Source organism: Anaeromicropila populeti (assembly GCF_900112775.1).
Lineage (GTDB): Bacteria > Bacillota > Clostridia > Lachnospirales > Lachnospiraceae > Anaeromicropila_A > Anaeromicropila_A populeti.
Genome location: NZ_FOYZ01000014.1, coordinates 2267 through 23966 on the forward strand (window position 1 = coordinate 2267; position 21700 = coordinate 23966).

Below are 21700 nucleotides of genomic sequence, written 5' to 3' on the forward strand. Positions count from 1 at the left end.
GTAACACCAACACCAGTAGTAACACCAACACCAACAGCAGTAACAGGTGTTAAGCCAGTTGTTAAAGTTACTAGTCAGTTTGGAAATTCAGTAAATCAGCAATACAGTATTTCTGCAGCTGGTACTGAAAGTGTTGATTTCTCTAAATTAACAATTCGTTATTACTACTCAAAAACTAGCACAAAGCCTCAGACATTCTGGTGTGATAATGCAGGTTTACAATTAAATGTAGATCCATGGTATGTAAGCCTTACTTCTAAAGTAAATGCTACATTTGAAGATGGATATATGGAAATAACATTTGATAGTAACTATCAGTTAGCTCCAGGAACAGGAACGTTAGCATTAGGAGTTCGTTTTGCTCAATCTGACTGGTCAGCATATACAGATTTTGTTGATAATGGAGTAAAAGTATTTTATGATGGTACACAAGTAGGTTAATAATAATTAGATAGCTCTCTTTTGGCAGGTTAATATATACTTGTCAAGAGAGAGTTTTTTTAGTTAATTAAAACCGCCAGAGTATGTGGAACACACACTTTTTTTGTAAATAGATAGCCTGATTCATAATGAATTTTGATGCCGAATTTCTTGCATATTTTACTTGTTTTAATTTGATAAATGCTAGAAAACTTGCATAAATCACTGGGTAAAAAAGAAGTTACGAATGAAGTACAATTATTTCTTGCAAAATCATACCATATATATTAAAATGTATTAGAAAATAGAATATGGGAAAACTAGTTATAGTTTTGTTAGAAAAATTAAGGTGGTGCAATTATGGCGTTATCATTATCAAAAAAAGCCCAGGCAGTTAAGCCTTCTTCTACATTAGAAATTACTGCTAAGGCTAAAAAATTGAAGGCAGAAGGAATTGACGTTGTTGGGTTTGGTGCAGGAGAGCCAGATTTTAATACTCCCAAGAATATATGTGAAAAAGCATGTGAAGCTATAAACAGTGGTTTTACAAAGTATACTCCAGCATCAGGAACAGACGAATTAAAGAAAGCAATTTGTCAGAAATTTAGTGATTTCAATCATATTAAATACGAACCAAACCAAATTGTAATCAGCAACGGTGGAAAGCATTCATTAACCAATATTTTTGAGGCGATTTTAAACCCTGGAGATGAAGTGATTATTCCAGCGCCCTATTGGTTGAGTTATCCAGAGATTGTAAAACTCTCAGATGGTGTTCCAGTAATTATAGATACAACAAAAGAACAAGGATTTAAACCAACTGCACAGCAGATTTTAGAGGCTTGTACAGATAAAACAAAAGCCTTAATATTAAACAGCCCTAGCAATCCAACAGGAATGATTTATTCTAGGGATGAGTTAGAGGAAATTGCAAAAATTGCAGTGGAAAAAGATTTTTATGTTGTGGCAGATGAAATGTATGAGTATTTAACATATGACGGAGCAGAACATATTAGTATTGCATCGTTAAATGATGAAATATATAAGCGTACAATTACTTGTAGTGGTGTTTCTAAAAGTTATGCAATGACTGGGTGGAGAATCGGATATACGGGTTCATCTGTTGAAATTGCTAAACTAATGGGTAGTGTACAAAGTCATCAGACATCTAATCCAAATAGTATTGCACAAAAAGCCGCTTATGAAGCTTTAGTAGGCCCTCAGGATGCAGTAGAAGCAATGAAAGAAGAATTTGATAAGCGTAGAAAGTATATGTTTGAACGTATATCAAAAATGCCATATGTTTCAACTCTTGAACCAAAGGGTGCTTTTTACGTATTTATCGATGCGGGTGAAGTTCTTGCAAAGGAATATAAAGGTAAAGTAATTGGTGATATAGCAAACTTTGCGAGCATTTTAATTGAGGAATATAATGTAGCAGTAATTCCTTGTGCTGATTTTGGCTGCGATGAATTTATCCGTTTATCCTATGCAATTTCACTGGAGCAGATTGAAAAAGGATTAAATCGTATTGAAGAATTTTTAAAGGCACTTTAAAAAATGATAATATAGGAGAGAAGGTTAATAAGATGGGTTTATTAGGATTTATTGGTATGGGCAACATGGGATTTGCAATGCTCAAAGGAGCATTAAAGGTATTTCAAAAAGAACAGCTGGCATTTACCTGCCTTGAAAAAGAAATTAAGGAGAAGGTGAATGGGGAAACAGGGGTTAAGTATTTGGAAAACAATGTTGAACTTGTCAAGTCTAGTAAATATATCGTGCTTGCAATTAAACCACAGGTTTATGAAAGTGTGTTAGATGAAATAAAAGAAAGTGTAACAGCAGACCATGTTATTATTTCAATAGCTCCTGGAATAGATATAGCTTATTTACAAAATAAGCTGGGAACAGATGTGTTAGTGGCTCGTGCAATGCCAAATACACCGGCATTAGTAAATGAGGGTATGTCTGGTCTTTGTTTCTGCAAAAATTCCTTTACAGAAGAAGAAAGAAATACTGTAGTACAGTTTTTTCAGTCCTTTGGCAAATGTGAAGTAGTAGATGAAAAATTAATGAATGCCGTAGTTTGTGCTAGTGGAAGTTCTCCAGCTTATGTATATATGTTTATCGAAGCATTAGCAGATGGGGCAGTAAAATATGGAATACCACGAGAACAGGCCTATTCTTTTGCAGCTCAAACTGTATTAGGTGCTGCAAAAATGGTATTAGAAACAAAAGAACATCCAGGAAAACTGAAAGACCAGGTTTGTTCACCAGGAGGTACAACAATTGCCGCAGTTTCTGCTTTGGAGGAATATGGATTCCGTAATGCAGTGATTAAGGCTACTGATCGATGCTATGAAAAAACAACTGCATTTAGCAAATAGAAAATTTTTGTAAAGGGGAGTTGTATACGTGGAGGAATATAAAAGACTAAAACGAGAATTGATTCATAAGGGGAAGATTATTGACTATTACTGTGATTATATGCAGATTCCAAATGGAACAGTTGCAGAGTGGGATTTTATAAATCATAAAGGTGCCGCAGCAATTGTACCTGTTGATTCTGATGGAAATATTATTATGGTAAGACAATACCGGAATGCGCTTGAACGATATACTTTGGAAATCCCAGCCGGCGGTCTGAATGCTGGAGAAACCATGAAGGAATGTGCGGTACGGGAGCTAGAAGAAGAAACTGGATATCGGACAAAGGCTGCGGAACATCTTATTGACATTTATACAACAGTAGCATTTTGTAATGAGAAAATAGGTATTTATCTTGCTGAGGATTTAATGCCAGGAAGACAGCATTTGGACTCAGATGAGTTTTTAAATGTTGAAAAGCATTCTCTGACGGAATTAATGGAACTGATTTTTACTGGCAAGATCGAAGACAGCAAAACAGTATCTGCTTTATTAGCATATAAGGCAAAAAGAAGTTTGTAAGAAGTTTCATAAAGACATGATGGCTTTCATATTCTATAAAGTAAGGATATGGAGGTTGTCATGAAAATACTAGAAAATAATTTAAAGAAATTGAACATATCGAAAATTATGTTGTTGGCTTCTGTGACAAGCTTTGTTGCAGGGATTGTTGTTTCTAAGCTGACAAAGAACGGGTATACAGGATTTTCTGAATACATAAATAACATCTTATTATCTGAGTTTCATTCCAATGATAAAATTCCATTATTTTTATATATTTTACAAAGAAGATTAAAGAACTATATTTTAGTATGGTTGTTCAGTGTTACAATTTTATCAGTGCCATATAATTTGAGTTACATTTTTTTGAAAAGCTTTTCATCTGGCTTTGTATTAGGCGCATTAGTTATTTTATACGGATGGAATGGATTTGCAGCTGGTTTGTCATATGCATTTCCTCACTATTTAATCTATATTCCAACCATGGCCACTGCAATAATCAGAACTTGGAAGCTTCATCAGAGAATTCAAAAAGGAGTATATGCAAGAAAGGGAAAACTTATTTTGGAACAAATTCCGATTTTTTTATGCCTTTTTTGCTGTATGATAATAGGAAGCGTGTTAGAGACATTTGTAAATCCATCTTTTATTGAATGGATACATATAATATAAGAGAACAATGCCTATGTTCCATACATTTTTGCGTTCTTAGTAACTAAAAAAAGCAGGAACCAAGATAGTCCTGCTTTTCAATAAATATTAAACTAAATCGGCAACACGATAAATCAGTTTTTCACTTTCACTCCAGCCAAGACATGGATCTGTGATGGATTTTCCATAAATGCGGTCAGATATTTTCTGGCTGCCTGGCTCAATATAGCTTTCGATCATGATACCCTTAACAAGGTCACGAATATCATTTGAGTTTTTACGGCTATGCATTATCTCTTCAATAATACGTGGCTGTTCAAAATACAATTTATTTGAATTTGCATGATTCGAATCAATTATAGTAGCTGGATTCTGTAAATCTAATTTATTATACATTTCCAAAAGCCTTTTCAAATCCTCATAGTGGTAATTTGGAATACTTTGACCATGCTTATTTACGGCACCTCTTAGAATCGCATGTGCAAGAGGATTACCATCTGTTTTAACTTCCCAGCCACGATATAAAAATGTATGCTGTGCCTGAGCGGCGATGCAGGAATTCATCATTACGGAAAAGTCACCACTGGTAGGGTTTTTCATTCCACAAGGAATATCTATACCGCTAATGGTAAGACGATGTTGCTGATCCTCAACAGAACGAGCACCAACAGCTACATAAGACAAAATATCAGATAAATAAGGCCAATTTTCTGGATAAAGCATTTCATCAGCTGCAAATAAATGAGACTCTTGAATGGCACGAATATGCATTTTACGCATTGCAATAAGCCCTTCACATAAATCAGGTGCTTTTTCTGGGTCTGGCTGGTGCACAATACCCTTGTAACCTTCTCCTGTAGTTCTAGGTTTATTCGTATAGATTCTAGGAATAATTATAATCCTATCTTCAACTTTTTCTTGAACTTTTGCCAGTCGGGAAATATAATCACAAACAGCATCCTCGTTGTCAGCTGAACAAGGACCGATTATTAAAATAAACTTCTGGGAGTGACCGGTAAAAACATTTGCAATTTCAGCATCTCTTTGTTCTTTTAATTTTGCTAAGTCTGCCGGGATAGGATAATTAGTTATCAACTCGTCCGGAGTCATAGCTTCCTTTAAATAATGTAAACTCATAGTATAAAATCTCCTTTAGTTCGTACAAATCATCAATCAAGTTCATTCTATACTTTTTTATACTATAAGTCAACAATTATACTAGAAATAGATTATCAACAGCCTAAGCTGCAAATTCCTGTTGACTGGTTAAAAGCATTTCAATATAATACCAGATAGAGACATTTATTTTGAAAGTGAGGAACAACAAGATGACAGAAGAAAAAGATGGAGTTCATTTAGTACGGGTTAAAAAAGAGAAGAAACAAACAAAGAAAAAGGAAAAAAAACCAGCGCCATATAAAAAAACGGAAGCTGGTCTTGAGAAGAAAAATCAAAAAGTACCAGAGCAGACAAAAAAAGCAATTATCATTAATATAGTTATGTTTTTGACCGCAGTTATAATTCTAATACTGGCAGCTAAAGGAATTTTAAGTGATATGTTAAGTATTATATTGCTTATTGTGGTGTCTTCAATCAGCCTGCTTATTACAAGAATTTTTCACTATAATTAAAAGCTACAGAATATTTATAAAATAGGCGATATAACAAATGACCATAATGCCGCCGCCGATTCTGCCCAGTTTTTTTGTTTTGAAAACGCATAACCAGAGTAGCAGAACTGATAAAATACAGATAATATTATCAAATATAAAGCCTTGAGCATAATTAATAGGGAAAAGTAATGAAGTAGTTCCTAAAATAAATAATATGTTGAAAATGTTACTTCCTACTACATTTCCAATGGCAATTTCATCTTTTCCTTTTCTTGCAGCCATAATGGATGTAATTAGTTCAGGTAGAGAAGTGCCGAAGGCTACAATAGTAAGACCGATAAACCGTTCGCTTAATCCCATGATACTAGCTAGGGCAGATGCGCTGCTGACTGTAAACTTACTTCCGGCAACAATAGAAATAAGGCCAATAATTGTGATAATGATTAATTTGAAAAAGGAGTCATTTTTATTAGCTGCCGGGATGTCATCTGCGGCTCCATTATTCTTTCTGGATAGTTGTATTAAGTAGATAAAAAATATAATAAATAGTACCCATAATACCACTCCGTCCATTGTAGAGAGCTGATTCCCGTTTTTGCCAAGAAATAAAAGTACAGCTGAGATAGCAATGACAAATGGAACTTCAAAAAATAAGGTTGACTTTTGAATGGAAAGTGGTAATATCAGAGAAGTGATTCCGAGTATTAGCAAAATGTTTAAAATGTTGCTGCCTACTACGTTACCAAGTGCAATATCCGCATTTCCATTGGCACTAGCGGCCAATCCAACTGCAGCTTCAGGAGCACTTGTTCCAAAAGCAACAATGGTAAGCCCGATAACAAGCTGTGGTATGTGAAATTTATCTGCAATTTTTGAGGCTCCGTCAACGAACCAGTCTGCACCCTTAATTAATAGGAAAAATCCTATTATCAGTATTAATAATTCCTTTAAAATTTCCATTTCAATTGTTCCTTCCTATTATATAAAAAATTAGTAGTAAATGATAATATTGTAGAATTTTACAGTATGTTTGTCAAGGCAAAACTACTAGTAAAACTGATTAATAAAACATATACTAGTAGTGAATAAATTTGTGAGTAAAAAAATGAGAAAAACTAAGTGTATTTATTTTTTAAATGTGTTTTTTTACATAGCACTGATTATGTTGGTAATGATTTTATTGTTTCCGTATACAAAGTTTTATGAAAATAAATCGTTATTCCAGTCTTTTTTTGAACGAGTTAATACGAAAACTATTTATATGGAAAAGGGAAGTACATGTAAAATGAATTTATTTTTAGTAAATCAGCGAGTTACCTATCAGTCACAGAATTTTCGTATTGCAGATATAAATCAATTTGGAAAAATCAGTGGAAAAAATACAGGGAATACAATGATTTTAGTGAAAACTAAAAAGAAAACTCTAAAGTGCCGGGTATACGTAATCGCTTTAAATAAGGGAACTATATCCTGCAAAAAGGGTGAACAGACTAATTTGAAGGTAAAGGGTACATCTGCATGGGTAAAGTGGAAGAGTGAGGATCAAAGTATTGCTAAAGTAACTCGTTTTGGTAAGGTAACAGGTGTGAAGAGCGGAACCACTTATGTAATTGCCAAAGTAAAGGGAATTACTTTGAAATGTGAGATTATTGTTATATAAAAAGTCTTAACAGTTGTCATAAAAATGAAACGTAGCTATTAAAATAGTAGTAATCATAAAATTGTAGCGGTGTGTAAGATGAAAAGAGTAGTTGCATATTTTTGTTGTATCATTCTATGTATGCAGATAATTAGCCAGAAAAACATTGTATTTGGGAATTCTGCATTCCACACAAATCGTTCCTTGATTTCCAATGAAACGGAGGAAAAGACATCTGAGCCTGATTTGCAGATAACGTCACAAAGTGCTGTATTGATTGAAGGTTCAACAGGAACCATACTTTATGAGAAGAATAAAGATGAAAGACGGTTTCCAGCAAGCATTACTAAAATAATGACACTTCTGTTGATTTTTGAAGCATTAGAAGACGGAAAAATCAGTTTAGAGGATGAGGTTACAGTAAGTGAGCATGCAGCGTCTATGGGAGGCTCCCAGGTTTATGTAGAGCCAAATGAAAAGCTGACAGTAGATACAATGATAAAATGTATAACCATTTCCAGTGCAAATGATTGTGCAGTAGCAATGGCAGAGTTTTTGGCTGGTTCAGAGACAGAATTTGTTACTAGAATGAATGCCAAAGCAAAAGAACTAGGTATGAATAATACTAACTTTATGAATTGCTGTGGTCTTGATGATGAAATTACAAAAGGTCATTATTCCAGTGCTTATGACATTGCACTCATGTCGCGAGAGTTAATCACAAAACACTCTGAAATCACAAAATATTCTACTGTCTGGATGGATACATTTACTCATACAACGAAAAAGGGAGAAAGTGAATTTGGACTAACAAATACAAACAAACTGGTACGTACATATAATGGAATTACAGGATTAAAAACAGGTTCGACCAGTAAAGCAAAGTACTGTTTATCAGCGACAGCTAATCGAAACGGAATGGATATGATTGCAGTAGTCATGGCTGCTCCAGAATCTAAAACAAGATTCTCGGAGGCAGCTAGAATGTTAGACTACGGCTTTGCTAACTGCACTATGTATCAGGATGACAATAAAGATACTGTTTTAGAACAGATTGCTGTTAAAAGAGGATTAAAGGATTTTATTGTTCCTAAAATAGCAAGTACCTTTACCTATTTACTTATGAATGGAGAAAGTAGTGAGAACATTCAAAAAGAAATTATATATGAAGCTGATGTAGAAGCTCCAGTTATGGAGGGAGATGTTATTGGAGAAATTAAGTATACATATGGAGGAAAGGATATTGGAAGTGTTCCAATTGTATCCTCTGAAAACATAGGAAAAGCAAAGTTTAAAAATTATCTAGAAAAAATTGTAAAGAAATTTTTTATTGCAGATTAGGTATTAGGGAGGAAGAGAGATTTTTCCTCCCATTTGTTTGCAAAAGAACACTTGCGAATTCTTTCATTTATTAGTAAAATAGTTTCGAAGCAGACAAAAATACGGATTAGAAGAGAAGAATAAGTGAGAAGGCCAGGTGTAGAATGAGTATTAAGGTAAAGCTGGAAGTGTTTGAGGGACCACTTGATCTACTGTTGCATTTAATTGATAAAAATAAGGTTAATATATATGACATTCCCATTATAACAATTGCAGAACAATATATGGAATATATTCAGGGAATGGATTCAAAGGATTTGGATTTAATGAGTGAATTTTTAGTAATGGCAGCTACGCTTTTAAATATTAAGTCAAAGATGCTTCTTCCTAAGGTGCAGCAGGATGATACAGAGGAAGAGGAGGACCCAAGAAAGGAACTGGTAGAAAGGCTTTTGGAGTACAAGCTTTATAAATACATGTCGTTTGAATTAAAGGACAAGCAGATAGATGCTTCACGGATGCTTTTTAAGAGAGCTACGATTCCAGAGGAGATTAAAGAGTTTAAAGAAGAGGTAGATACTGGTGCATTGCTTTCTGATTTGTCATTACCCAAGCTTCATGCTATTTTCCGGTCAGTTATGAAAAAGCAGGTGGACAAGATTGATCCCATTCGAAGCAAATTTGGCAGGATTGAAAAGGAAGAAGTGAATTTAAATGAAAAGATGGAGTTTATTGTAAATTATGCAATACAACATAAAAAATTTAGTTTTCGGAAATTACTTGAGCGTCAACGAGGGAAAATAGAAGTAATTGTAACATTTCTTGGGGTACTGGAACTAATTAAAATGGGAACCATTTGGATTATGCAGGAAGAGATTTTTGATGATATTACAATTACATATGTAGATAGGAGCAATGAAATTGGAAATTAAGAAAATAGAGGCACAGGTGGAAGCCATTTTATTTACAATGGGTGAAGCGGTGGAATGTGAAAAGCTGGCAGCAGCCATTGAACATGATGTAGAAACGATAAGAAAAATTATTCGGAATATGATGGACAGGTATGAGGAAGAGGATAGAGGAATTCAGATAATTGAACTGGATGGCGCTTTTCAAATGTGTACAAAGGCTGATATGTATGAAACGTTAATCCGAATTGCACACATACCTAAAAAACATGTATTAACAGATGTGTTATTAGAGACACTTTCTATTATTGCGTATAAGCAGCCGATTACTAAAATTGAAATTGAAACAATTCGAGGTGTGAAAAGTGATCATGCAGTTAATAAGCTAGTGGAATATAATCTTGTATGCGAGGTTGGCAGGCTTTCCGTACCAGGAAAACCTATTTTGTTTGGAACAACAGAAGAATTCTTACGGAATTTCGGGATTCAGTCATTAGAAGATTTACCGATGGTTAATTCTGAAAAACTAGAGGATTTTAAATTAGAGGCTGAAGAGGAAATGCAGTTAAAACTGGATATTTAGGCAGAAGGCAGGTTTAATTATGAAAGAAGTGATTGTTATTCTGATTGTGGCGGTTATACTGGTACTTTTAGAAATATGGAGAGAGCTTCACAGCTTTAAGATAGAGGAATATATTGTTGAGACCCATAAGTTTAAGAAGAACGGCAGAACGGTCAAAATTGTTTTCTTGTCAGATATTCACAATTTTGAGTATGGAAAAAGAAATAGCAGATTACTTGCCTCAATTAAAAAGCAAGTACCAGATTTTATTTTGATTGGTGGAGATTTACTCGTTTATAGTGAAAAATTTGAAACAGACAAAATGGAATATCTTTTGGAAGAGTTGTGTAAAGTGGCTCCTGTTTATTATTCTTATGGAAATCATGAAAAAAAGCTGCTTCAGTTAAAGGAAAAAACTGCTGGTAAGCTTCAAAGGTATGTGGAGCGGGCAGAGGCAGCAGGCGTTCAATTCCTAAGAAATGAGTCAGAAACTATTTTAGTGAATCAGCAGCAGGTTTGTATTACAGGGCTAGATCTAGATTTGGAGTATTATAAAAAGGGACGGAGGATTCCACAGCTTACTAGTGAAAGATTAAGTCAATATATTGGCACAAGGACTGGTTCTGGGAGCTTTCAGATACTACTGGCGCATAATCCGCTCTATTTCAAGCAGTATGCCAGCTGGGGGGCAGACGTGGTATTGGCAGGACATGTGCATGGAGGAGTTGTCCGGCTGCCGTTATTGGGAGGAGTAATCTCTACAACATTTCAGCTTTTTCCTAAGTATGATGCAGGGCGGTTTCAGGAAAAGCAGTCCACTATGGTTTTATCACGAGGTTTGGGCGTTCATACAATAAAAATGCGTTTATTTAATATTCCAGAAGTTTCTGTTGTTATAGTAAAAGAAACTTTCTAGAGTAAGACCATGACTTTATCAAGGTTTAAAAACAACTTGTATATACGACCATACAAGTGTATGATATATACTATAGGAGTATGGAGGTATGGTATGGACAGCAATCAGGGTAAGCCAAAATATTATATATTAATGGAAGATTTAAAAGAAGCAATACGCAGTGGTAAAATAAAACCTGGAGATAAGCTTTTATCTGAAAACCAGTTGACTGTTAAGTATGGTGTAAGCAGACATACGGTTAGAAAGGCTTTATCTATGTTACAGAATGACGGATATATTGTAGTAGAGCATGGCAGAGGAAGCTTTTGTGCGGATACGGTTTTTACCCGCGGCAGTTCGAAGAACATTGCTGTCATTACAACCTATATATCTAATTATATTTTTCCTTTATTAATTAAAGGAATCGACAATGTATTGACGGAACAAGGTTACAGTATTATTCTGAAAAACACCAAGAACAGCAGGGCTATTGAGATGGCATGTCTAGAAGATGTGTTAAAGAAAAATGTAGATGGAGTTATTATTGAACCAAGCAAAAGCCAGATTTATTCCAGACATTTGGAAATATATAAGAAATTTGATGAGTGTAATATTCCCTGTGTATTTATTCATGGGACATACCCACAGTTTAAGGACAAGCCATCTATTGTTATGGATGATGAAAAGGGAATGTATTTAATTACAAAGTATCTGATTGATTTGGGACATAAAAATCTGGTGGGTATTTTTAAAACAGATGATAATCAGGGTTTTAGGAGGCATATCGGATTTGTAAAGGCACTGAATGAATGCGGAATAATGTATAATCCAGAAATGGTGATTTGGTATCATACGGAGGATAAGCTTCTGAAGCCAAGGGCGGAAATGATAGAAATGATACGGAATGGAGTGCGGTTTGACGCTGTTGTCTGTTATAATGACCAGCTGGCACATATTATGATTAATACATTAAGAGAAATTGGACTTTCTGTACCAAGAGATGTATCTGTAACTGGTTTTGACAATTCCTATTCAACAGAAATCGGAGTATTAGGTGTAACAACAGTAGAGCATCCAAAAGAAAGACTTGGAGCCATGGCAGCAGAGCTTTTGTTGGAACGGATAAATGGTGTGTCAGAAGAAAACAGCAGGGTGCCAAGAGTTATTGAACCTCAATTGATTATTAAAGATTCTTGTATTGCCAGATAAGGGCTCTACAGTGTCTGTGTCAGAAGGAAATACCGATCAAATTAGAAACAACTTGTATACACGACCGTACCAGTTGTAAAATGTGATTATAAGAAAAACAATAGGTATTTTAAGGAGGACATTGTATGCTACAGAGTAAAAAGTACAAGTTTTGGTTTGCAACGGGATCACAGGATTTATATGGGGATGAGTGTTTGGCAAAAGTTGCGGAGCATTCAAAAACAATTGTAGCGGAATTAAATAGATCAGGAATATTACCCTTTGAGGTTATTTGGAAACCTACACTTATTACCAATGAATTAATTCGTAGAACATTTAATGAGGCAAATGCAGATGAGGAATGTGCGGGTGTTATCACATGGATGCACACTTTTTCACCAGCAAAGTCATGGATTTTAGGCTTGCAGGAATTTAGAAAGCCGCTGCTTCATCTGCACACACAGTTTAATCAGGAAATTCCATATGATACAATTGATATGGATTTTATGAATGAAAACCAATCTGCACATGGAGACCGGGAGTACGGTCACATTGTAACGCGTATGGGACTGGAAAGAAAAGTAATTGCAGGCTATTGGAACGACAAGAAGGTACAGGAAAGAATGGCAGGCTGGATGCGGACAGCTGTTGGTTTGATGGAATCTTCACATATCAGAGTCTGCCGTGTTGCAGATAATATGAGAAATGTTGCGGTTACAGAAGGTGACAAAGTGGAGGCGCAGATTAAATTTGGCTGGGAAATTGATGCTTATCCAGTAAATGAAATCGCAGAATATGTTCAAGATGTTGCACAAGGAGATATAAATGCACTGGTAGAGGAGTATTACAGCAGGTATGATATTCTCCTAGAAGGCAGAGAAGAGAGCGAATTTAGAAAGCATGTAGCAGTGCAGGCAGGTATAGAAATTGGTTTTGAAAAATTCCTGACAGATAAAAATTATCATGCTATTGTGACACATTTTGGCGATTTGGGTGCTTTGCAACAACTTCCTGGGCTTGCCATTCAAAGGTTGATGGAAAAAGGATATGGATTTGGTGGAGAGGGTGACTGGAAAACCGCTGCCATGGTACGATTAATGAAAATTATGGCAAATGGAATTAAGGATGCAAAAGGAACCTCATTTATGGAAGACTACACATATAATCTTGTTCCTGGCAAAGAAGGTATTTTGCAGGCACATATGTTAGAAGTTTGTCCAACTGTTGCAGAAGGCAGAATTGGAATAAAAGTAAATCCACTTTCTATGGGAAACAGAGAAGATCCTGCACGTCTTGTATTTACATCAAAAACAGGTCAGGGAATTGCAACTTCTCTAATTGATATGGGAAATCGTTTCCGTTTGATCATAAATGAAGTGGACTGTAAAAAAGTTGAGCAGCCAATGCCGAAGCTGCCAGTTGCAACTGCATTTTGGACGCCAAAGCCTGATTTAACAACAGGTGCAGAGGCATGGATTTTGGCAGGTGGTGCTCATCATACCGCATTTTCTTATGATTTAACAACAGAACAGATGGAAGACTGGGCAGCTGCTATGGGAATAGAATGTGTGGTAATAGATAAAAATACCACAATCCGCAGTTTAAAAAATGAACTTAGATGGAATTCAATTGCATTTAAATAAATAAGATAATGTAGAATGCAAAAAGGAGTAGATGAGCATGGAAAAAAAATATTCAATTGGCGTTGATTATGGGACGCAATCTGGCAGGGCTGTTTTGGTAGATGTTGTAAATGGTGAGGTAGTTGCACAAGCAACTAAAATATATACACATGGGGTGATGGATGAATTTCTGCCAGATGGGACGAAATTAGGACCTGACTGGGCTATTGAGCATCCGGCGGATTACCTTGAGGTTTTAGAAGTTACGATACCTGCTGTATTAAAGGAATCAGGAGTGAATCCTGCTGATGTGATTGGACTTGCTATTGATTTTACAGCATGTACGATGCTTCCAGTTGACAAAGAGGGAACACCGCTTTGCTTTCAGGAAGAACTTAAGAGCGTGCCTCATGCATGGTTAAAGCTTTGGAAGCATCATGCAGCACAGCCACAGGCAAATAAACTGAATCAGATTGCGACACAGCGTGGAGAAGATTTTCTAGCAAGATACGGAGGAAAAATATCTTCCGAATGGATGATTCCAAAAATTATGCAGATTTTAGAGGAAGCTCCAGAAATTTATGATAGAACAGATCGTTTTATGGAAGCAACAGACTGGGTTACGTTGAAAATGACTGGTGTTGAGGCAAGAAACAGCTGTACAGCAGGATATAAGGCTTTGTGGCATAAGCAGAAGGGGTATCCATCTAAAGAGTTTTTTAAAGCACTAGATGTAAGGCTGGAAAATGTAGTAGAAGATAAACTAAGTACAGATATTCATTCATTGGGTGAAAAGGCTGGTGAATTGACAGCAGAAATGGCTGCAAAAATTGGCTTGCTTCCAGGAACAGCAGTTGGTGTGGCAAATGTGGATGCACACGTATCTCTTCCAGCAGTGGGTATAACAGAGCCAGGAAAAATGCTTATGATTATTGGAACATCTACTTGTGACATTTTACTTGGAACAGAAGAAAAAATAGTACCTGGTATGTGTGGTGTCGTAGAGGATGGGGTACTGCCTGGATTTTTTGGCTATGAAGCAGGACAATCTTGTGTAGGGGATCATTTTGAATGGTTTGTAAAAAGCTGTGTTCCAGCGGCTTATTTTGACGAGGCAGAAAAATTGGGAATATCTATACACCAGTTTTTAACGGAAAAGGCTTCTCAGCTTGCGGTAGGAGAGAGCGGATTGCTGGCACTTGATTGGTGGAACGGTAATCGTTCTTGTTTGGTAGATGTTGACTTGACGGGCATGATGCTTGGAATGACTTTGACTACAAAACCAGAAGAAATGTATCGGGCGTTAATTGAGGCAACAGCGTATGGTAAAAAAATGATTATTGAAACCTTTGAAAATTCAGGTGTACCAATCAATGAATTGTATGCCTGTGGGGGAATATCTAAGAAAAATTCAATGATGATGCAGATTTACGCAGATGTTACGAATAAAGAAATATTTATCGGTGCTTCTGACCAAACTCCCGCACTTGGTGCAGCTATGTTTGGAGCTGTTGCAGCTGGTGCAGAAAAGGGAGGCTATGATTCCATTTTTGATGCGGCAAAAAGAATGGGTAAGGTTGAAGAGAAAACTTATAAACCAATTCCAGAGAATGTGGTGGCATATCAGAAATTATACGTTGAATTTAAAATGCTTCATGATTACTTTGGCAGAGGTGAAAATGATGTTATGAAGAGATTAAAAGCCATGAAAGCGGAGGCAAAGAAATAGATGTTAGAACAGTTAAAGCGAGAAGTTTATGAAGCTAATATGGAGCTGGTAGAAAAAGGGATGGTTATCTATACATGGGGGAATGTCAGCGGAATTGACCGTGAAAACAGTCTGGTTGTCATCAAACCAAGTGGAGTGGACTATGATGTAATGAAGCCAGAGGATATGGTGGTTGTGGATTTTGATGGAAAAGTAGTGGAAGGAAATTATAAGCCTTCTTCTGATACGGCCACGCATATTGTGCTTTATAAAAATTATCCCGACATAGGAGGAGTTGTGCATACTCATTCTACATGGGCAGTTACCTTTGCACAGGCGGGGATGCCAATTCCAGCGCTAGGAACTACTCACGCCGATTATTTTTATGGAGATATACCTTGTACAAGAGACCTGACCCAGCAAGAGATTGAAGAGGCATATGAATTAAATACGGGAAATGTAATCGTAGAGACGATTGGGACTTGCAATCCAATGGCAATTCCTGCTATAGTAGTAAAGAATCATGGTCCTTTTGCATGGGGGAAAACCCCAGCAGGTTCTGTGTACAATGCAGTAGTAATGGATAAAGTGGCAGAAATGGCATATAAAACCATGACGTTAAATCCAAATGTTTCCAGGGTGCAGCAGTTTTTACTTGATAAGCACTACAATAGAAAGCATGGTGCCAATGCTTATTATGGACAAGGTAGTGAGGAACATTAAACAAAGCAGGTTATTAATTTATATAAATTTAAGGAGGATTATATATGAAATTTTTTGTGGACACAGCCAAAGTAGAGGATATTCAAAAGGCAAATGACATGGGAGTGATTTGCGGTGTAACTACTAACCCATCTTTGATTGCAAAAGAGGGCAGGGACTTTGTAGAAGTAATTAAGGAAATTACAGCTATCGTAGACGGACCAATAAGCGGCGAAGTTAAGGCAACTACAGTAGATGCAGAAGGAATGATTGCAGAAGGCAGAGAAATTGCAAAAATCCATCCTAATATGGTAGTGAAGATTCCTATGACGGTGGAAGGATTAAAGGCGACTAAGGTTCTTGCCAGTGAGGGAATTAAAACTAATGTTACATTGGTATTTTCTGCAAATCAGGCACTTTTAGCAGCAAGGGCAGGTGCAGCTTATGTTTCACCATTTTTAGGAAGACTGGATGATATTTCACAGCCAGGAATTGATTTAATACGCACAATTGCTGATATATTTGAAGTTCATGGCATTGAAACAGAGATTATTGCAGCTAGTGTACGTAATCCAATTCATGTTACAGATTGTGCACTGGCAGGTGCAGATATTGCAACGGTACCTTATAGTGTAATTGAGCAGATGACAAAGCATCCTTTAACCGATCAGGGAATTGAGAAATTCCAGGCAGACTATAAAGCAGTGTTTGGAGAATAACATAAGATATTTCATCATGGCTATACATATAATATAGTAAATGTATAGCCATGATGGGAGTAAATATGGACTATGTAATAATACTAAGTGATATTTGTATAGGAATAGAGTCACCTTCTGTACGTTATCGAAAAGAAGTTCATGAAAAAAATTTAATTACAATTTTTAATGATATTATAGCATATGCTGATCAAATAATAGAAGTTATACTATTAGGTGATATTTTTGAATTTTGGGCATATCCGCCTCAACAGATTCCTCCAACGTTGGATGACATTATTGCAGCAAATCCTGTTATTTTGGGGCAGGAAGGAAAACTAATTCAGGCATTAAATGCATTGAAGGGCAGAATGGTATATATTCCAGGAGATCATGACATGAATGTGAATGAAGGGGATATGCAAAGGTTTAAAAGTTTGGATGGCTATACCATAAAATATCGTTCTGTTGCTTATATTCCATCGTATGACAAAAGGGTTCTATTTACGCATGGACACCAGTTTACCATGTTAAATGCTCCTTATTTTGATGGAAAGTTAAAACTTTTACCGTTTTGGTATTTTGTAGAACGCTCTTTTGCCTATAAAGGACAAAATTGCGATACTCAGAAGTCTAAATGGAAAATAGAGAGTGGATTAATGGAGATTGGATTAACAGACAGTACGAATTTCATTATTAATATAATAGATGTAGTTTCTGAATTATCTGGGATGTCAAAAGAATTACCGATTCAAATAAATGGGCAGATGGCCGTTTCTTTAAATGATGTAAAAGTAATATATCAGAATCTTTTGAAAAATTTCCCTGCTTCATTAATGAAACAGGGGCTTTACGATCAAGAAATAAATAATCTTAGTTTTTCAAATCCTTTACAAGCGAATTATTTACAATGGTATGTACAAAATGTTTTTAAAGATGCACTTGATTTAGTGATGACTGGAAATTCTCACTCTTCTATACAAGCTTCTCACGAATTTTTTAGAATTTATAAGTATACCGATCGTGGTTTGGAATCTTTAAAGGGAGCGAATACAGATAGCAAAGAAAATGAAAATCCAATAATACCTCCTGGAGGATTTACGTTTGGGTGGTCTGTTTATAATGCTTCATGGGCTTATTATATGACAATGCAGATGGGTGTTCTTACAAAAGCTGAAGAACTTGGAATTAATGTTATTGCTCATGATCAAAAAAGTAATGCTGTTGAAATGGAAATAGGATGTATTAGTTTAATTAATAATAATGTGAATGCACTGTTAATCTCTCCTTATTATCCAGAAGGGGTTCCTTATATTGCTGAATACGCAGCAGAAAAAAATATACCTGTTGTTGTAATAGATGGTGGAACGGGCGGAGCTGACGTAGCAGCCTTTATTGTTTCAGATTCCTTTGGTGGAGGAATACTGGCTGGTGAATATGCGTTAATTTTAATTAAGCAACATAAAATTAATAGTAAGAATATTGCGATTATAAAAGCAGAAAAAACAGCTACGTATGCTTTACTGCGAGGAAAGGGTTTTAAAAGTGTAATGCTGGAAAAGGGATATCAGGTAGTTGCTGAAGTATCTGCAAATGGGGAACAAGAGGATGCTTATTTAGAAATGACGGCTATATTGCAATCTTATGCCAATGATTTAGCAGTGGTTTTTTGCGAAAATGGACTTATGACAGTAGGAGCTGCTCAGGCACTTGAAGAAGCTGGTAAGAAAGGTGTAATTCTAATCATTGGATTTGATGCAGATCCGGCTGTATTGGAAAAAATACAAGAAGGGGTAGTGCAGGGAACGGTTGCACAACAGCCCTATCGGATGGGTGAAATTGGGGTGGAAATAGCTAATGCAGTATTACTAGGCATTCCAGTAGTTTATGATAATTATGAAAAAAAAGAAATACTAATGGAAGTTTATTTGATTAATCAATATGGGGAGGCTGTTTTTAAGTTGTGATATTTGTTAAAGAAACTTGTCAACATATACAAATACACGTATAATAGGATTCAAAAAATGAAATGCACAAGGAGTATGGTTTATGATATATAGAAATCCAATTATAGCAGGTATGCATCCCGATCCAAGTATATGCAGAGTGGGAGAGGATTATTTTTTGGTAAATAGTTCCTTTGAATATTTTCCAGGTATTCCAGTATTTCATAGTAGGAATTTGATTCAATGGGATTTAATTGGTCATTGTATTACACGAAACAGCCAATTGACGATTAGAAAGGGGTTTCCTAATGAAACAGGTACGTTTGCACCAACTATTCGGTATCATAATGGTACGTTTTATGTGGTATGTACAAATGTAACATATGGTGGTGCGGATGATGGAAATTTTTTTGTGTGGACAAAAGATCCTTTTGGGGAATGGTCTGATCCGGTGTGGCTCGATTGTCCAGGTATTGATCCTTCGTTCTTTTTTGACGAGGATGGAATAACATATTATATAGGAACAGCTTCTGGACAAATTTATTTATGCCAGATTGATCTGAATTCTGGAGAAAGAATTAGTGAGTATGAGAATATATGGGCTGGTACTGGTGGAAATGATCCAGAGGGGCCACATTTATATAAGTATAATGGATGGTATTATTTGTTGATTTCTGAGGGTGGTACTGAATATTGTCATATGATTACGGTTGCTAGAAGTAAGTCTGTAAAGGGACCGTATGAATCCTGTCCACGGAATCCTGTGCTAACAAATCGGAGTTATGGATTGTCTATAAAGGCAGTTGGTCATGGAGATTTATTTTTTGATCAAAATAATAACTGGTGGTCTGTATGTCTGGGAATTCGACCGATTTCATATCCGTATCGTCATAATCTTGGCAGGGAAACTATGTTGGTTCCAGTAGTGTGGGATAAGGATGGGTGGCCTGTGTTTGGAAGAAATGGATTGCTAGATGAGGAAATTGAAACGGACAGGCTTCCTCTTACGGATGATACTTGTGAAGTAGGACTTTTTCCTGATATGGTTTTGGATGATTTTCGCGGAGTATTGAGGAAGGAATGGAATTTTATCTATAATCCCATTGAAGGAGCAGTGGAACTGGGAACTGAAGGTCTTTCTTTACAGGGAAATTCAGTGAGCCTTTCGGAAGCTGATTCCTTGGCATGGATTGGACGAAGACAAGAGCATCATGTTTTTTATGCAAGGACTTTGCTTTATTTTGACCCCCAAAATGAGGGAGAAGAAGCGGGTTTGTGTATTTATATGAATAACAAGCATCATTATGAAATTGCTATAACCTGGGTGAATGGTTCTAGGATACTGATGTTCCGAAGGCAAATAGGCTCTCTTTGGAAGGTGGAGCAGCAGATTCCGTATGAAAAAATGGAGGTAGAATTTTTTTTGAATGCGGATAAGGAGCATTATTTTTTTGGTTATGTGAAAGGCTATGAAAGAATTGTATTAGGGAGTGGGGAAACGGCTTATCTAACTACTGAGACAGGAGGCAAGTTTACTGGAAATTATATTGGATTGTATGCAACAGGAAATGGAAGGGCATGTTGTAATAAGGCAGTTTTTAAGTGGTTTGAATATGTTGGGAAATAGAGCTTGATAAATTACGATTTATGTAAATGAAAGTTCTATTATGCTGGTATATGATTAGTTGATTTTGATGGAAAAATAGCTTATATGAATACAAGGTTTTGAGGTCGACCTCCAATAGGGTAAAAAGTACGGAGGGTCGACCTTTTTGCCTTTGCTGTTTTCCGGGCATCAGCAAATGTTTTTGTAAAGTTAGGGATTTACATGTCATGGAGGATGTGATAAAATTAGGGATGAAATGGGTTTTAGAGATACCTATGAGGAATTGAAACCCATCTGTCCATAGATTTTCTTCCACAAACATCTGAGTTTTAGAGATACCTATGAGGAATTGAAACTCAATAGTGGATTCTTCTCCATTCCACAAACATCCGTTTTAGAGATACCTATGAGGAATTGAAACTCGCTATTTTTGGTGCTTTGATACGCAAGGGAGGTTGTTTTAGAGATACCTATGAGGAATTGAAACATTTCTTGCATTCTATTCCTCCTCCACAAAGTTTTCGTTTTAGAGATACCTATGAGGAATTGAAACTCACATCTGATTGAATTTTCTCAAGTTCTGATGTTTGTTTTAGAGATACCTATGAGGAATTGAAACTACCTCCAATTCTTTCTTTAGGTAGTATTGGTGTAGGTTTTAGAGATACCTATGAGGAATTGAAACCACTCACTCCAAAAAGATATGGTGGAAAAACACTTGCGTTTTAGAGATACCTATGAGGAATTGAAACGACTGTAATATATCCTTTTTGTCTGTATTCATCATGTTTTAGAGATACCTATGAGGAATTGAAACTCCCTTCTTTTCCGTATGATGGTACGCCATACACCGTTTTAGAGATACCTATGAGGAATTGAAACAAGAAAGAGCGCGAGAAGCGAAAAGAATTGCAAGAACGTTTTAGAGATACCTATGAGGAATTGAAACTTGGAAATGGCCCATATTCAATACCTTCTTGTGTGCGTTTTAGAGATACCTATGAGGAATTGAAACTAGAATGAAATGTTTTCAATGTCAACAAAAATATAGTTTTAGAGATACCTATGAGGAATTGAAACGAAAATTCAGGACTGGAGCCAAGAGAGATGCGACTCAGTTTTAGAGATACCTATGAGGAATTGAAACTCAAAGAAAGGTATCCCATGCATGTGGGAATGTGGTGTTTTAGAGATACCTATGAGGAATTGAAACTACATGTACTGGTTTCACTCATTTTGTACATGAGCGTTTTAGAGATACCTATGAGGAATTGAAACCCGATCTCTTTTC

At 36.1% G+C, this 21700-nt stretch carries 20 protein-coding genes and 1 CRISPR repeat array (1 of these 21 only partly in view); of the genes, 18 read left to right on the plus strand and 2 right to left on the minus strand.

The features are described 5' to 3' along the window. The 5 genes from BM305_RS19375 to BM305_RS15170 all read left to right on the plus strand — a co-directional run. The coding region (locus BM305_RS19375) for a cellulose binding domain-containing protein (RefSeq protein ID WP_272481968.1) at positions 1-441 on the plus strand (441 nt) is incomplete at its 5' end. Between the two features lie 339 nt (positions 442-780). Then, positions 781-1977, plus strand: a complete 1197-nt coding sequence (locus BM305_RS15155) for a pyridoxal phosphate-dependent aminotransferase (protein WP_092562627.1) — start codon at positions 781-783, stop codon at positions 1975-1977. A gap of 32 nt (positions 1978-2009) precedes the next feature. Then, on the plus strand, positions 2010-2810 hold the full coding sequence (proC, locus tag BM305_RS15160; RefSeq protein WP_092562630.1) for a pyrroline-5-carboxylate reductase: 801 nt from the start codon (positions 2010-2012) through the stop codon (positions 2808-2810). A gap of 28 nt (positions 2811-2838) precedes the next feature. Further along, a complete protein-coding gene (locus tag BM305_RS15165; protein ID WP_242940559.1) occupies positions 2839-3372 on the plus strand; it encodes an NUDIX hydrolase in 534 nt (177 codons plus the stop codon). Between the two features lie 60 nt (positions 3373-3432). Next, the gene (locus tag BM305_RS15170) at positions 3433-4023 is read left to right on the plus strand and encodes a stage II sporulation protein M (RefSeq protein ID WP_177214754.1); all 591 of its coding nucleotides are present in this window, start codon (positions 3433-3435) and stop codon (positions 4021-4023) included. Between the two features lie 87 nt (positions 4024-4110). Here the strand turns inward: BM305_RS15170 and BM305_RS15175 are convergent, their stop codons facing one another. Then, entirely contained in the window at positions 4111-5139 is a 1029-nt protein-coding gene (locus BM305_RS15175) for a 3-deoxy-7-phosphoheptulonate synthase (protein WP_092562635.1), read from the minus strand. A gap of 191 nt (positions 5140-5330) precedes the next feature. Between BM305_RS15175 and BM305_RS15180 the strand changes: the two genes are divergently transcribed. After that, positions 5331-5633, plus strand: coding sequence for a hypothetical protein (locus BM305_RS15180; protein ID WP_092562637.1), 303 nt, complete (start codon positions 5331-5333; stop codon positions 5631-5633). A 3-nt stretch (positions 5634-5636) separates the two neighbouring features. Here the strand turns inward: BM305_RS15180 and BM305_RS15185 are convergent, their stop codons facing one another. Further along, positions 5637-6575 (minus strand): calcium/sodium antiporter, encoded by a 939-nt coding sequence (locus tag BM305_RS15185; RefSeq protein WP_177214755.1) that lies wholly within the window; start codon positions 6573-6575, stop codon positions 5637-5639. Between the two features lie 145 nt (positions 6576-6720). Between BM305_RS15185 and BM305_RS15190 the strand changes: the two genes are divergently transcribed. The 12 genes from BM305_RS15190 (at position 6721) to BM305_RS15245 (ending at position 20430) form a co-directional block, all read left to right on the plus strand. Beyond that, complete coding sequence (locus BM305_RS15190; protein WP_092562639.1) at positions 6721-7275, plus strand: Ig-like domain-containing protein; 555 nt, start codon at positions 6721-6723, stop codon at positions 7273-7275. A 78-nt stretch (positions 7276-7353) separates the two neighbouring features. Further along, on the plus strand, positions 7354-8595 hold the full coding sequence (locus BM305_RS15195) for a D-alanyl-D-alanine carboxypeptidase family protein (protein ID WP_092562641.1): 1242 nt from the start codon (positions 7354-7356) through the stop codon (positions 8593-8595). Between the two features lie 143 nt (positions 8596-8738). Next, positions 8739-9506: a segregation and condensation protein A gene (locus BM305_RS15200; RefSeq protein WP_092562643.1), complete on the plus strand. Its 768-nt coding sequence runs from the start codon at positions 8739-8741 to the stop codon at positions 9504-9506. Further along, complete coding sequence (gene scpB, locus BM305_RS15205) at positions 9496-10065, plus strand: SMC-Scp complex subunit ScpB (RefSeq protein ID WP_092562646.1); 570 nt, start codon at positions 9496-9498, stop codon at positions 10063-10065. Before BM305_RS15200 ends, scpB begins: the two co-directional genes overlap by 11 nt. A gap of 19 nt (positions 10066-10084) precedes the next feature. Then, positions 10085-10960, plus strand: coding sequence for a metallophosphoesterase (locus tag BM305_RS15210; protein WP_092562649.1), 876 nt, complete (start codon positions 10085-10087; stop codon positions 10958-10960). Between the two features lie 93 nt (positions 10961-11053). Next, entirely contained in the window at positions 11054-12148 is a 1095-nt protein-coding gene (locus BM305_RS15215; protein ID WP_092562652.1) for a GntR family transcriptional regulator, read from the plus strand. Between the two features lie 125 nt (positions 12149-12273). Further along, entirely contained in the window at positions 12274-13770 is a 1497-nt protein-coding gene (araA, locus tag BM305_RS15220) for an L-arabinose isomerase (RefSeq protein ID WP_092562655.1), read from the plus strand. A gap of 37 nt (positions 13771-13807) precedes the next feature. Further along, entirely contained in the window at positions 13808-15478 is a 1671-nt protein-coding gene (araB, locus tag BM305_RS15225; RefSeq protein WP_092562658.1) for a ribulokinase, read from the plus strand. Beyond that, positions 15479-16180: an L-ribulose-5-phosphate 4-epimerase gene (locus BM305_RS15230; RefSeq protein ID WP_092562661.1), complete on the plus strand. Its 702-nt coding sequence runs from the start codon at positions 15479-15481 to the stop codon at positions 16178-16180. 44 nt (positions 16181-16224) lie between these two features. Then, the gene (gene fsa / locus BM305_RS15235) at positions 16225-16878 is read left to right on the plus strand and encodes a fructose-6-phosphate aldolase (protein WP_092562664.1); all 654 of its coding nucleotides are present in this window, start codon (positions 16225-16227) and stop codon (positions 16876-16878) included. 65 nt (positions 16879-16943) lie between these two features. Continuing rightward, positions 16944-18824 carry a substrate-binding domain-containing protein gene (locus BM305_RS15240; RefSeq protein WP_177214756.1) on the plus strand — a complete coding sequence of 627 codons (1881 nt, stop codon included), beginning with the start codon at positions 16944-16946 and terminating at the stop codon, positions 18822-18824. Positions 18825-18906: 82 nt separating this feature from the next. After that, positions 18907-20430 carry a glycoside hydrolase family 43 protein gene (locus BM305_RS15245; RefSeq protein ID WP_092562669.1) on the plus strand — a complete coding sequence of 508 codons (1524 nt, stop codon included), beginning with the start codon at positions 18907-18909 and terminating at the stop codon, positions 20428-20430. A gap of 239 nt (positions 20431-20669) precedes the next feature. Next, a CRISPR array of direct repeats spans positions 20670-21700; the repeat unit is 30 nt; unit sequence GTTTTAGAGATACCTATGAGGAATTGAAAC; it runs 248 nt beyond the window's last position.

Bases quoted from the DNA above. Each gene is read 5' to 3' on its own strand.
- BM305_RS15155 (WP_092562627.1), top strand. From the start codon at position 781: ATGGCGTTATCATTATCAAAAAAAGCCCAGGCAGTTAAGCCTTCTTCT.
- proC (WP_092562630.1), top strand. From the start codon at position 2,010: ATGGGTTTATTAGGATTTATTGGTATGGGCAACATGGGATTTGCAATG.
- BM305_RS15170 (WP_177214754.1), top strand. From the start codon at position 3,433: ATGAAAATACTAGAAAATAATTTAAAGAAATTGAACATATCGAAAATT.
- BM305_RS15175 (WP_092562635.1), bottom strand. From the start codon at position 5,139: ATGAGTTTACATTATTTAAAGGAAGCTATGACTCCGGACGAGTTGATA.
- BM305_RS15180 (WP_092562637.1), top strand. From the start codon at position 5,331: ATGACAGAAGAAAAAGATGGAGTTCATTTAGTACGGGTTAAAAAAGAG.
- BM305_RS15185 (WP_177214755.1), bottom strand. From the start codon at position 6,575: ATGGAAATTTTAAAGGAATTATTAATACTGATAATAGGATTTTTCCTA.
- BM305_RS15190 (WP_092562639.1), top strand. From the start codon at position 6,721: ATGAGAAAAACTAAGTGTATTTATTTTTTAAATGTGTTTTTTTACATA.
- BM305_RS15195 (WP_092562641.1), top strand. From the start codon at position 7,354: ATGAAAAGAGTAGTTGCATATTTTTGTTGTATCATTCTATGTATGCAG.
- BM305_RS15200 (WP_092562643.1), top strand. From the start codon at position 8,739: ATGAGTATTAAGGTAAAGCTGGAAGTGTTTGAGGGACCACTTGATCTA.
- BM305_RS15210 (WP_092562649.1), top strand. From the start codon at position 10,085: ATGAAAGAAGTGATTGTTATTCTGATTGTGGCGGTTATACTGGTACTT.
- BM305_RS15215 (WP_092562652.1), top strand. From the start codon at position 11,054: ATGGACAGCAATCAGGGTAAGCCAAAATATTATATATTAATGGAAGAT.
- araA (WP_092562655.1), top strand. From the start codon at position 12,274: ATGCTACAGAGTAAAAAGTACAAGTTTTGGTTTGCAACGGGATCACAG.
- araB (WP_092562658.1), top strand. From the start codon at position 13,808: ATGGAAAAAAAATATTCAATTGGCGTTGATTATGGGACGCAATCTGGC.
- BM305_RS15230 (WP_092562661.1), top strand. From the start codon at position 15,479: ATGTTAGAACAGTTAAAGCGAGAAGTTTATGAAGCTAATATGGAGCTG.
- fsa (WP_092562664.1), top strand. From the start codon at position 16,225: ATGAAATTTTTTGTGGACACAGCCAAAGTAGAGGATATTCAAAAGGCA.
- BM305_RS15240 (WP_177214756.1), top strand. From the start codon at position 16,944: ATGGACTATGTAATAATACTAAGTGATATTTGTATAGGAATAGAGTCA.
- BM305_RS15245 (WP_092562669.1), top strand. From the start codon at position 18,907: ATGATATATAGAAATCCAATTATAGCAGGTATGCATCCCGATCCAAGT.